Here is a 13,334-nt window from a genome sequence, read left to right as displayed (position 1 = left end):
AAAATCTAATGAAAAATGCAGCTCCTTTTTGTGTTCATGGCATTCCAAACTATTATCGTATTTTTGCAGGGTAATAGCAATTCCATTTTGAAAACAGATCTTTTCCTTGTCACCCCTCCATTTACCCAGCTGAATACCCCGTATCCTGCAACTGCCTATATCAAAGGTTTTTTGAATACTAAAAATATCTCTTCCACTCAGGCAGATTTAGGTATTGAAGTGATTTTAGCTTTGTTTTCCAGGAAGGGTTTGGAAGAACTGTTTGCTCATGCGGAGAAAAAAAATATTCCACAGAAAAGCCCGAATGCAAAGCGGATTCATGCTTTAAAAGAGGAATACATCAAAACCATTGATGCGGTGATTGCTTTCCTGCAAGGGAAAAATCCAACTTTGGCTTTGCAGATTTGTCAGGAGGATTATTTACCGGAAGCTTCAAGGTTTGAACAACTGGATGAGCTGGATTGGGCATTTGGAAGTATGGGAACTCAGGATAAAGGAAAGCATTTAGCCACCCTATACCTGGAAGATATCTCAGATTTTATCATCGAATGTATTGACCGGAATTTTGGGTTTAGCCGTTATGCGGAAAGATTAGGAAGGAGCGCCAACTCATTTGATGAGCTGTACGAAGCCTTAAATCAGGAATATACCTATATGGATAAACTCCTGATGGATATTCTGGAAGCAAAACTGGCGCTGATTCAACCTAAAATGTTCTTGATTTCTGTTCCTTTTCCGGGAAATCTATATGCCGCATTCCGATGCGCGCAGTATGTGAAAAGAAACTATCCGGAGATTAAAATCTCTATGGGCGGCGGCTTCCCAAACACAGAATTACGTTCCCTTTCTGATGCAAGAGTATTTGAGTTTTTCGATTATATCTCATTGGATGATGGCGAATTACCGATTGAACTGATCTACAATGCGGTCATCAAACCCGGAGAATTCCACCTGTATAAAAGAACCTTTCTCTTAGAAAACGGAGCGGTAGCATATAGAAATGATGCCTTAAGAAGCGATTATAAACAAGCAGATGTAGGCACGCCAGATTATAGTGACTTACAATTAGACCAATACATTTCAGTCATCGAAATTGTAAATCCAATGCACCGGATGTGGAGTGATGGACGCTGGAATAAGCTCACGATGGCGCATGGTTGTTACTGGGGGAAATGTACATTTTGCGACATCTCCTTAGATTATATCAAAGTCTATGAACCTGTGGCTGCTAAACTGATCGTAGACAGGATAGAAGAACTCAGCGAAAAAACAGGTCAGAATGGCTTTCACTTTGTGGATGAGGCCGCACCACCAGCTTTAATGCGGGAAGTTGCCCTGGAGATTCTAAGAAGAAAAATCTCTGTCACCTGGTGGACAAACATTCGCTTCGAGAAAAGCTTTACCAGAGATTTGTGTATCCTGCTGAAAGCATCTGGCTGTATCGCCGTTTCCGGTGGTTTAGAAGTAGCATCAGACAGGTTATTGAAACTAATCGACAAAGGTGTAACCGTTGAACAAGTAGCCCGTGTAACCCGTAATCTGACGGAAGCAGGGATATTAGTCCACGCTTATCTAATGTATGGCTATCCAACACAAACGATTCAGGAAACCGTAGATAGTTTGGAAATGGTCAGACAATTGTTCGAAGCAGGTGTTTTACAATCTGGCTTCTGGCACCAGTTTGCCATGACCGCACATAGTCCCGTTGGCCTGTATCCAGAGAAATTTGGCGTAGTCAAAGAAACGGAAGCCATCGGTACCTTTGCCAACAACGACATCAATTACATCGATAAAACAGGAATAGACCATAATAAGTTCAGTTTCGGCTTAAAGAAATCACTGTTCAACTTCATGCACGGCATTTGTTTCGAGTATAAACTGCAAGAATGGTTTGATTTCAAGATCCCAAAAACAGAGATCCCGGCAGACTTTATTGAACAAGCGATAAAAGAAGAAAGTAAGTTGAATACTAAACCAACGGCCAAAGTGATTTGGTTAGGAGGGAAGCCCGATACAGAAATCTTCACAAAATATAAAAAGAATAAGCCTTTGGAGACGATGGTGCTCACTTTTCATGATAAAAAAGAAAGCTTCACCATACAGACTAATAAAAATGAAGGGGAATGGCTGACGTCTATTTTACAGAAAATATCGGCCTCCAATACCCAGGTTTATACCTTCCAGGAAATCAAAGCAGATTATGAAAAGTCAATGGAGCTTTTTGAGCTGTTCTGGTACTCAGAACCGATTTATAATTTAAGAGATTCCGGACTGTTGGTTTTATAACGATTTTATCGGTAAGTGTGCAACCGGATGCCCTTCCATATTCTCCCGAACCAGGTAAGCCATAAACTTTGCGAAAGCACTGATATCCTGTGTCACACTGGCAATTTCCAATGATTTCATGTACTCTTCCCGTTTTTCTACAGGAATAACCGTCCATGGGTAACCTCCCGAAGCCAACATTGTATTCATCAAAAACCGGCCAATTCTCCCAGCACCGCCCTTACAGACGCTTCCTTTTCCTGTTGTAATAAGTCAAACAGCTCCGGCATGGCATCGCGCATAGCTTCCACAGTGAGCGGAACGTGTTTGGAAGAGCTGATATACACCTGGTGACTCCTGTAACCGGCCAGATCCGAAGGCTTTAAAATCCCTGCCTGTACACTAGGATCAAATAACTCCCTATACCATTTCTGGTGGTCTTTATCAGCTTGCAGGCCTGCATTTGCTCCCTGTAAGATCTTCTCTAAAGTACTTTTTACCTCCTGAAAGGCCTGGAAATACCCCCTTGCAGCCATTGCATCCTTCTGTTTCCGGTCTGCTTCGGAACTATCTTTATCCCATGCTCCACTACTCACTTTGGCAATAAGTTCCGGTGTAACGCGGTAACGTTCTATGGAAAGCGAATGGTAAGCATCAGTCAGGTAAAGCTCTTCCACATCTTTCAGATAGGCTTCTTGATGGGCAGGAATACCAGGTGCTTTAGGGAACTCTGCTACAATAACGGCCGACATCTGCTGCCACATCAAACGGATGCGGTTCACAAATGGAGAACGTTCCCTCGGACTTAGCGTTAATGCTGGTTTTTCCAGAAATGGATCTTCTTCTCTGGCATCATAGCCCGCCTGTCTCATGGTTCTATAAGCTGATCGGCAATTTTATCCCTTCCAATGTTTCGGAATGCACCAGCCAACTAAGTCGGACTTTTTCTATTGAACGTTGTCGGACTTTTTCTATTGAATGCTGCAAATGTATGATTATTATTTGGTTATCTCTATTTTTGGTCCCAAATCTTAGCACCTGAACGAAATTTAAAGCCAAAATAAAAGCCCCTTATCCTAAGAAAAGGGGCTTTTATCAACTACCTAAAACCTGTTTTATTTAACAAACTGATCAAATTTCGCTACATAAAAAGTGTCAATGCAATTCTTTTGGGGGAGAAATGCAGAGCGATACTTTACTTCCGTACCAGGTTTATAGTCGGAAATCATCGATGCAGCAGCTTCATGGTCAGAAAATTTAGTCTTTTTACTTTCATTGGAAGTAGAAGTATAGCTGATTTCGGTGAACAACATCGTCGGATCTGCTTCCAGCCAATTCATGGTCAGCACACCTGTTGCCGCATCGAAAACACTGGAAACGAGCCCTCTGTTGATGATGCCGGAAGTATAATTTGTGCCGTACACATTTCCATTCGCGTAAACCGGAACAGACCTGTTTCCGTTTTTATCAAAAGTTCTGATTTCAAAATTCATCCCGCCTTCAGGTAAACCGTTGATCATCTCTTTTACCGTATCTATTCCCTGCGTTCTTGTAATGGCTCTTTCCAAAGAATCATTCCTGCCATTCCAAAAGATCTGGTACTTCACAATCTTGGGATCAGAGGTGAACAGGCCGGTCAACATCACTCGTTTGTCTCCCGGTAGTACCTTTACTGAATCTAAAATCCCCGGGTAGGAGATTTCCTTATCACCCTGGAACCGGCTCTTATAATCATCCATTTTTGCGCAGGAGCTGATCATTATGAGGAGGAGCAGCAGCGCCCCTCCATATAAAATATGACTGTTTTTCATGTCTTTTCTTAAATTAAGTACTTAATTGCTTCCATAAACCTCGATCTGGGTGATCATCATGAAATTGGCATTTTGCCAGTTTTTCAAACACTTCAAACGGATATACCGATAGGGTGGTTGTCCGGGCTCGAATTCCATTTCCCAGCCTTTTTTTGCATAAGCGGCATCTTCTCCGGTCTCCGTTCCAGAAGGAAGTCCGGAAGGCTTAACGATTGATTTTGTGCCCAGAAGCGTCCAGCTGTCGTAACTTCCATTAGCGGTTGGATTATTTGTTCCCCAGACTTCATAATCTTTAACATTACCTCTAACATAAAACCGGGTTCCATCTTCCGTTCTTGGAATAATGATAAACCTGCTCAATGCTTTGGTTGTGCCTAGATCAACCGTAATCGTTTGGGGTTCAGCCACACTTTCCGAGGTATAGGTACAAGGCCACCTGGCCTGGTCATAATTTCCATCCCATAGCTGTGATACTAAGGTTCCATAGGCTAAAGGGACATCTCCCGGTAAGGGCAAATGACTGAATTTGCTGCGGTCTAACCTCACTTCACTATAGGGCGTAATCTCCTTAATCAGGGTGTCAGTAACGTTTTGGAAGCGATCCATCACCATAAAACCGAATTTCGTTGCTTTAGATTTAAGCCCTCTTAGGGTTAAATTACCAGCCGGACTTTGCGTGTATATTTTGTCCAGACTTACCCAGTTTCCATTATTTAAAGTGTCCATCAGGGGAACAATGATCACGGCGGCCTTTGGATCATTCACAAACTTAATATTCGGACCACCGAAGCCAGGAATAATCTTTAAACTTTCATAAACCAATTCAACCGGTGGTTTTGTAGGGTTTACTTTTACAATCAGCGGTTCAGAGGCCACTTCACTGCGGTTAACACAATATAATTTTACCTCGGTTTCTCCTGCAAAGCCAAAGCCATCTGCCGTGAGCTTATTATTGTAATAAGAAGAGACCACTTCACGTTTTACCCCCGGTCTGATCTCATAAACAGCCTTTACATACAACAAATCTTCATCATTGGGTAAGGCATACGTTAAGACCACCTGGCCGCTTTCGTTTTTAACACTGACCTTAGAAAGTACACCAGGCTTTCCGGTGTTTTTTTCAATGGGTGCATTGATTACGTCTTGCTTACATCCGGAAATCATCAGGAGCAGGAAGGCGATTAATCCGGCAGTTTTTATAGTATTATACAGATTTTTCATTTGAATATAATTTAAGAAGGTGTCTACCAACCTGGATTTTGTACCAGATGCTCATTCACTAAAAGGTTGTTTTCCGTAATCGGCCATAGGTAATCTCTTGGGGCTACAAATCGTTGACTAAAAAACGTCAGCTGCCTGTAATACAATGCCGAAGTGGCCTGGTTGATATCCCAGCCCTGTACATTCCCATTCAATTCCAGACCGGCTGTTTTCCACCTCCGTAAATCCCAAAACCTACTGCCTTCCATACTCAGTTCAATCGCTCTTTCCTGACGGATAATCGCTCTTAAACCTTCTTTTGATCTGTACTTCCCGGGGTTGTTCGAAAAGTTTGTCCAGGATTCTTCAATCGTTTTCAATCCGGCGCGCTTTCTGATGCGGTTGAGGTATTCATAAACGTCATTTCCAGGACCCGAAAACTCGTTTAAAGACTCCGCATACAGCAAGTAAAGATCCGACAGACGGAAATTTGGCCAGGGATACCGTTCCGTAGTCACGACATTGTTTTCCGACCAGGTGTATTTCCAGTTGATCAGCTTTTTCGCAAAATATCCCGTCACCGGTAAAGGTGTTCCGGTACTCAATCCGCCTTGTCTCGACTGGATATTGTAGGTGTCCTCATCTGTTGTAGACGGACTGCTCTGTTGATACCATATCCCGCCATCAAATGATAATGAAGCATAGAATCGATTCTCTCTGTCGAAATTTAATCTCGAGCTGATATAACCTTCCAGGTTATTAAAACGCTCCTCATAAACACCAGTTCTTCTTTCTGTCCGGTTAGAAAAATTGAAAATCTTATCTTCATTCGTCGGTACCCCGTTGGAAGTATAAAACATATCTACCAGTTTCATCGTAGGGCCAACATCTGCAATTGCACCATTACTACCACCATAACGGCCATCAAAATGTCCTACCGTCACCGATTGCAGGCTATTTGTACTGGAATTGGACAGTCCCCAGATTAATTCAGAATTCCATTTGTCCGTCACCGCATTGCGGATACTCATCTGTATTTTTGTAGTATCACTTAATTGAAAGGTAGTTCCAGGGAAAACGTATAGCCGGATTCCTGCCGCTTCACAAGCGGTAATCGCTTCTTTACAGGCATCTGCCGCGCGTTTCCATTTATCGGGATCTACAGTGGTACTGATCAGTTGTACCCCGCTTTTGTCCTTAAAGGAAGCATAATCCGAATTTCCATTGAATAAAGGACTTGCCGAAAGCACCAAAACACGGGCCTTCATACTCAGGGCAATTGGCCTGGTAATTCTTCCCAATTCGTTGACCGTATTCTGTATAGTAGCCGGTAAATTTAAACTCGCTTTATCTAATAAGGCAACCACGTAATTGACCACACTATCTACCGGTTTTCTGCGCACTTTGAGCTCCGATATCGGCACATCAATATTCTGACTCTTGTCTATAATTGGAATTGGCCCATAAGCTCTTAGTAAGATGAAATGATAATAGGCCTTTAAAAATTCTGCCTCGGCAATCCATTTATTTCTTTCGTCAGCTGAAATGTCAGGAACTTTAGAAAGGTTACTCATGTTCTCTATAAAAACATTACAGTCTCTGATTCCTTTAAACATCGCAGGGCTTTCGTCGTTGCCGTCCCAATAGTTGTAGTAAGGCTTAACAATGTTTTGATTCCCGCGAGGTAAATTTGCCGCAGTGCTATTAGAGCGGCTAACCAGTGGGGTAGCCAGCTCGTCGCCACCCAAAAATGCTGGATTATTTAGCGTATTCCCATCATCTGGAATATAGGAATAACAAGTAAATAAGTATTTTTCTGCCTCATTACGTAAATTGAACGCATTATCCACGGTAGGGATATTGTCTGGAATCACATCCAGAAAATCCCTTTTACAGGATACCATAAGGAGCACAGTCAGTGCAAGGATCTGAATTATTTTTCCTTGAAAATGAGGTTTAACGGAATTGCTTTTTAAATTGAAATAACGATCCATTTAAATATAATTAGTTTTAAAACTGTTCTGTTGAGATAATTAATGCCAATGAAGTGCTACAAGCTCACTCTTAACCCGATGTTATATACTTTTTGTATCGGATAGCCTAAACCATTGCCAGCCATCTCCACATCCCAAAGTTTGAAATCACTAAGAGTGAAAATGTTCAGCGCACTGACGTAGATTCTTACATTGGAAAGCTGGAGTTTTTTAGCCAGTTTATCGCTGAAATTGTAGCCGATGTCTATCTGTTTAAGACGGAGAAAATCGCCGCTTCTTAGCCACCAGGTGGAAGGTTGAACGTTATTGTTCAAAACGTTACTGCTCAGTCTTGGCCAGAAAGCATAACTATTTCTATTGTCCTCAGACCAGTGGTCTTTCGCAATCACATCCAATAACCCGGACTGGCTGCCACCATTGGTTACAAAAGGAGCAATCCCCTGGACGTTACCATTGTCGCGCCCGGAACCCGGATTAATTAAGAATGACGACCTGGCAGAACCCTGGAAGAAGAAACTGAAATCAAATTGCTTTATACCAAATGATCCACCAAAGCCATAAATGATTTCCGGATTACTCGGTAAGCCAATAGGAACAACATCCAGATTACTGATGATACCATCCCCATTGATGTCCCTGTATTTAATATCTCCACCCCGGTACTCCCCAAAACTCTGAACAGGGGAGTTTCTCACCTCTGTATCATCCGTAAACAATCGTTCTGCGATCAGCCCATATAACTGCCCGGTAGGGTTCCCTACTTTAGACAGGTAACTTAAACCCGGAGCATAATTAGGTTCCTCATTAAATAGTACTTTGTTGGTGGCATAAGTCATTGTAGAACGGGCCTGTATCCAAAAGTCCTTGTTAAAGGTCTTGTTGTAGTTTAAGGCAAAGTCTACTCCCTGACTCTGAGCTTTTCCAATATTAGCCTGTGCAGCTGCCTGCAAGCCAAAAGTATTTGGAATATTACTTCTGATCAGTAAAATACTGCTCCTGATCTGGCGGTAAGCATCAACCGTAATATTGATGTCTTTCAGTAAAGTCAGATCCAGTCCTAAATTGGTTTGTTTAGACTTTTCCCAGGAAATCTCGCTATTGCCATAACGGGAAGTAGAAACACCGGGTCTGCTGTATCCGTAATTCTCTCCAAAGACATAACCATTTTCATTATTGTTGAGATTCACTTCTGATAAATAGAAGAAACGATCCTCATCTTTTCCAATGGCATCATTACCTACCATACCGAAGGTTGCGCGTAACTTTAAACTACTGATCACCTTGGTTAATGGTTCAAAAAACTTTTCATTAGAGACTACCCAGCCTGCGCCGAGAGAGGGGAAGAAACCATACCTTTTTCCAGCAGAAAAACGCTCTGATCCATTGTAACCAAAGTTGAATTCCATTAAATACCTGTTGTCATAGCCATAAGTAGCACGACCACTCAAACTGATATTCCGCTTAGGTAAGGAAAGTTGTAAGGTATTGGCATTGCCTGATAACTGAGACCTGATGGTGCTGATCAATTGCCCGCCTACAGAATGTTTATCATTAAACAGGCGTAAATAATTTACGATCGCTTCTCCGAAAATAACGGTACTGACCTTGTTCTCGCCACGTTCATAAGTCAGGTATTCGGTTGGGGGATCACCAATCTGACCAATCCCGGGGATATTGGTGTTTAACAAAACCAGGTCTGTTACTCCATCACGGGTAAAACTGGTGTAATAGAAAGGACTGTACCTACGCGTCACATCAAAACTGGCATCTCTGGTGGTATAACCCATCACCCTCGCGGTAAGACCTTTTGTTAAGCCATTCAGATCCTGGTTAATGGTGATTTGAGGCGTGAGTACAGATCTGTCACTTTCCTGATATCCGGAAACAGACTGTGCAAATGGGTTGGTGTAAAGCGTACGTCCGGCATTACTCACAAATGCACTACCAAATAAGGGGTGTTTGGCATGAGGAAGATAACTTTGCGGGTAAAGCGCAGGAAATGCAACCGGGTTACTGGTCGATACCGCAGTGAAAATGCTGGCACCACCACCAACAGGGGTGTTATTCCCGTCAAATAAACCGCGTACACTAATCAACGCATCGGTAGACTTCGTTAATTTTATGCTGATATTAGATAAAATGGAATAGGTTCTTAACTTAACATTACTGTTAAAGTTGTTCATCTTAGCCACATTAAGCAGACCATTATTCTCATCATAGGTTAATCCAACATAAAATTTTGCTTTCTCGTTACCCCCGCTTAAATCTAAATTCGTCGAAATATTATTAGTGTAATTCTTAATTAAGAGCTTCATCCAATCGTTATTGGGATAGAGGATCGGATCCATACCTGCCAGCGTATTGTCGATTTTATTGGGACTATAAGGAGCTACACCTAAAGGATCACGGGTCGTTACTGCTTCGTTTGCCAACCTCATATACGTGATGTTATCGGCAAGCTTATAGTTTTTAGTATTGGTTGATAATCGGTTTTCTACCCGCACATTGAGCCTGGTTTCACCGCTTACACCTATTTTTGTTTTCACTAAAATCACTCCGTTTGCTCCTCTGGCACCATATAGCGCCGCTGCGGAGGCATCTTTCAGGAGTGAAAAACTTTCGATATTGTCCGGCTGAAGTCTGGCAAGATCGGTAGGGGTACTCTCAATACCGTCAATGTAAATGAGGGGGTCTTGCTTCCCCGCTCCAAATGTGCCTACACCACGGATAAAGAAGTTCGCATTGTCCTGCCCCGGTTCTCCACTCCGTTGATAAGCAATAATTCCGGGCATCCGGCCGGCAAGTGTAGTGGTCAGGTTGCTCGTTGGCCCTTTAAGTTCTTTGGCGCTAATGGATGTAACTGAGCCAACCATGGTCGCTTTCTTCTGACTTCCAAAGGCAACCACCACCAATTCATCCATGGTATTGTCGTCCGGTTGTAAATGAATGTTCAAAACCAGGGAATCTTTGAGGGCTACTTCCTGTGTTTTATAGCCCACAAAGCTAAATCGCAGTTTAGCGTTGGAAGGATTGTTGACTTCAATAGAAAAACGACCACGCTCATCGGTAGTGCCGGACCTGCTTTGTCCGACAACCCCAATGCTGACGCCAGCTAATTTTTCCTGATCATTGTTGCTAACCGTTCCTGTGATGATTTTTTTCGTCTGGGAGCTAGCCAGCAACGAAAAAAAAGAAAGAACGAATAATAGTACTGTTTTCTTCATGCGGTTTGGTTTGGTTTAATGAAATAGGGTTTTCCTGTGAGTTTTTACCGGAATTTCTTAGGTTTTATAACCGAACGGTACTTTAATCCAATCGAATCTGTTGATCAGGCAGATGTTTCATGTTTTAAATGGTGGGTATCGAGCGTTAGTTGGAACTTAAAGACTTTCAGTCTTTTACAGGTTTTCCTTTTTTGAAGATAGCGGGGAGCTGCTCTTGTTTTCTAAAAGTAAGATGGCTAATACTTAAAGTATTTTACCAGGTTAGGTTTGTTTAGAGCCATAACGTCTGTCCATAGGAGCACATGGCTCCTAAAGTTTAAAACTGCCTGGTCTAAATTGAGGAGGTAACAGGATATTTCAGGGAAAATGAATAGGAAGGAGGGGCTTTATAAACTATTGTCGAACTGTACCTCTTTCTTTTTCTTCGGCACACTGCCGAAATTATAGCTCAATCCAAGAAAAACCATGCTGGAATTGCTGCTGGTTTTAACATGCTGATTCAGGTATGGCCCTTGCAGATCAACTTCCTGCCTTTGCGTTTTAAGAATATCAGAACCGGCCAGATAAACAGATCCTTTCTTCGCAAAAATATCTTTTCTCAACGCGGCATTCATCACAAAACTGGGTAAGAATTTTCCTTGTGGCGTCAATCTGGAGGATTTATAAATAGAATTCAGCTGGAAACTCAGTGTATTGGAAATCAGATAACCCGCATTGAAATTTGCAGACCAGGTGATGGTCGATTTCTTAGTGCTGTAACCCAGATTTGCTGCATCAATCTGATTATAGAAAATGTTAGGGCTCAGACTTAAGTTCAGCTTGCTGTTAATATTTCCAGAGAAAACAACATCTGCACCCATGGCCTTGTCGTTGGCCAGGTTCTCTTGTTTAGTCACCAACACAGAATCGTTCAAAGGGCTGGTGATCGCTGTAAAACGGTTGTAAGTGTACCTGTAATAAATACCAGGTAAAATGCTCAGACCGTTTTTTCGCCATAAGTACCCTGCTTCAATGGAATGGATGATTTCCGGCAATAGATAAGGATTGCCGACCCTAATATTTGTTGGGTCTGCATACTCAGCAAATGGGTTTAAATCATCGCCTTCCGGCCTTCTCACCCTTCTGCTGTAATTCAATTGCAACTCTTGATGGTCATTCAGCTTATAGCTAAAATGTAGGGTAGGGTAAACCTTAAAATAATGGTTTGGGATGGAGGTCCCAGCGCTTACCAGCGCGGATTTAAGGTCGGTGTATTCAGCCCTTAGTCCAACCATTACCGAAATTTTGTCTTGCTCATGAGAAAATGTACTGTATAAAGCATGAATGCGCTCCCGGTAGATGAAACGATTCGTTTTTTGCGCATCCGTTATAAATTCTCCTTGTTCCGGTTCAAAAACGGCCCCATAGAAATCCAGGTCGTCCTTGTTAAACTGACCATCATAACCAGCTTCCAGTTTGCTGTGTTCAGAAACTGGGTTTTCATAATTTAAGGTCAGGTTTTTCTTATCAGAAGTCTGTTTAATCACCGTGTAATCCCGTTGGTCGGCCTGATCAGGATAACGGAAAGTATTGGTAAAATGGTTGTTTTCTGTCTCCGGAGCATGTGCGATATTAAATTCCATCCTCAGCTTATGATTCTCTTTCGCGAAATTATGCTCAAAATAAAGCAGCGCGCCGGTATTACTTTCCTTTTCTGAATTCGCCCTTTTGCGGTCGTAATCCTGGAGCAAACCAGTTGCATTACTCATCTTTTTAATGGTCAGGTCATTTTTATTCTGGGTTCTCCCATAATAATTGCCCGAAAGGCCGAAACTGTTTTTATCATTTAGGGTATAATCGAATCCCAGGGTCGCAATATTAGAGAAAGGACGTGTTTTAGATTCCAGCTGATCCTGGTAGTAATTTACCGCATCGCTAACCGGATCTCTTTGCGTCCGGTTATTGGTCGTTCTCCTGACCCGGTCGTCCTGACGAACACTGTAACTTCCAAAAAGATTTAGCCGGCCTGGATTATAATTGAAAGTACTGCTGGCATTGTAACGCTCATTATTGCCTGCATTTGCTGTTAAATTGCCATTCCAGCCTCTTTTTGCCGTCTTTTTTAAGACGATGTTGATGATTCCCCCTGTACCGTCTGGCTTATATTTTGCAGAAGGATTGGTGATCACTTCGATCCGCTCAATACTGTTTGCCGGAAGTTGCTGTAACACTGTCGCTGCATTCTTTCCCATTAAAGGCGAAACTTTTCCATTGATTAGTATCGTGGCCGTAGAATTCCGCAGACTCACATTCCCATCCAGATCCACTTGTACCAATGGTACATTTTGAAGCACTTCTGAGGCCGAGCCTGATTTCGCCATCAGATCCATATCCACCTGGTACACTTTGCGGTCAATGGCATTGCTGAAAATTGCTTTTTTCGCAGTCACCTGTACCTCATTTAAAGTCTGCTTCGTATCGTCCAGGAATAAAGGGAAAACTTTAGTCCCTTCCAGATTGAAAACCGACGTTTTTACGTCATCAAAACCTATAAAACTTGCTTGTAAGAAATATTTACCTACCGGAATATTTTTTAGGTTAAAACTTCCTTTTCCGTCCGTAACCTCATGAATAACTACCACACTGTCTTTTGCAGATTTAAGCACAATGTTCACAAATTCCATAGGTAACTTTGAAGATAGTGCAGATACTTTTCCGGATACAGTGCCTTTAGATTGCCCGTAGGTGCTGATACTTCCGCAAAGAAACAGTAACAATAAGCTGAGGTAATAAGTCGGTTTCGACATGTAATTGATTCGGTTTCTACATAATTACCAATCAATTCTGTGTTCTTTCTGGAG

General features: G+C 42.2%; 8 protein-coding genes. 1 reads left to right on the top strand and 7 read right to left on the bottom strand.

The genetic code is table 11. The annotated features are described in order from the left end of the window. The first annotated feature begins 15 nt into the window (after window positions 1-15). The gene (locus R2Q66_RS16025) at window positions 16-2,286 is read left to right on the top strand and encodes a radical SAM protein (protein WP_316750785.1); all 2,271 of its coding nucleotides are present in this window, start codon (window positions 16-18) and stop codon (window positions 2,284-2,286) included. Here the strand turns inward: R2Q66_RS16025 and R2Q66_RS16020 are convergent. From R2Q66_RS16020 to R2Q66_RS15990, 7 genes are all read right to left on the bottom strand, one after another. Continuing rightward, complete coding sequence (locus R2Q66_RS16020; protein WP_316750783.1) at window positions 2,281-2,475, bottom strand: hypothetical protein; 195 nt, start codon at window positions 2,473-2,475, stop codon at window positions 2,281-2,283. The genes R2Q66_RS16025 and R2Q66_RS16020 overlap by 6 nt on opposite strands. Beyond that, a complete protein-coding gene (locus R2Q66_RS16015) occupies window positions 2,475-3,137 on the bottom strand; it encodes a hypothetical protein (RefSeq protein ID WP_316750781.1) in 663 nt (220 codons plus the stop codon). The genes R2Q66_RS16020 and R2Q66_RS16015 overlap by 1 nt, the downstream gene beginning before the upstream one ends. 243 nt (window positions 3,138-3,380) lie before the next feature. After that, window positions 3,381-4,076 carry a DUF4998 domain-containing protein gene (locus R2Q66_RS16010; protein ID WP_316750779.1) on the bottom strand — a complete coding sequence of 232 codons (696 nt, stop codon included), beginning with the start codon at window positions 4,074-4,076 and terminating at the stop codon, window positions 3,381-3,383. 21 nt (window positions 4,077-4,097) lie between these two features. Further along, window positions 4,098-5,297, bottom strand: a complete 1,200-nt coding sequence (locus R2Q66_RS16005; protein ID WP_316750777.1) for a DUF5000 domain-containing lipoprotein — start codon at window positions 5,295-5,297, stop codon at window positions 4,098-4,100. Between the two features lie 23 nt (window positions 5,298-5,320). Then, the gene (locus R2Q66_RS16000) at window positions 5,321-7,180 is read right to left on the bottom strand and encodes a RagB/SusD family nutrient uptake outer membrane protein (RefSeq protein ID WP_316750775.1); all 1,860 of its coding nucleotides are present in this window, start codon (window positions 7,178-7,180) and stop codon (window positions 5,321-5,323) included. A gap of 146 nt (window positions 7,181-7,326) precedes the next feature. Then, window positions 7,327-10,494: a TonB-dependent receptor gene (locus R2Q66_RS15995; protein WP_316750773.1), complete on the bottom strand. Its 3,168-nt coding sequence runs from the start codon at window positions 10,492-10,494 to the stop codon at window positions 7,327-7,329. A 386-nt stretch (window positions 10,495-10,880) separates the two neighbouring features. Beyond that, window positions 10,881-13,280 carry a TonB-dependent receptor domain-containing protein gene (locus tag R2Q66_RS15990; protein WP_316750771.1) on the bottom strand — a complete coding sequence of 800 codons (2,400 nt, stop codon included), beginning with the start codon at window positions 13,278-13,280 and terminating at the stop codon, window positions 10,881-10,883. Between the last annotated feature and the right edge of the window lie 54 nt (window positions 13,281-13,334).

Source organism: Pedobacter gandavensis (assembly GCF_032677645.1).
Taxonomy (GTDB): Bacteria; Bacteroidota; Bacteroidia; order Sphingobacteriales; family Sphingobacteriaceae; genus Pedobacter; species Pedobacter gandavensis_A.
The sequence above is the reverse complement of the archived record's forward strand: the minus strand, read 5'-3'. Positions and strand labels throughout refer to the sequence as shown.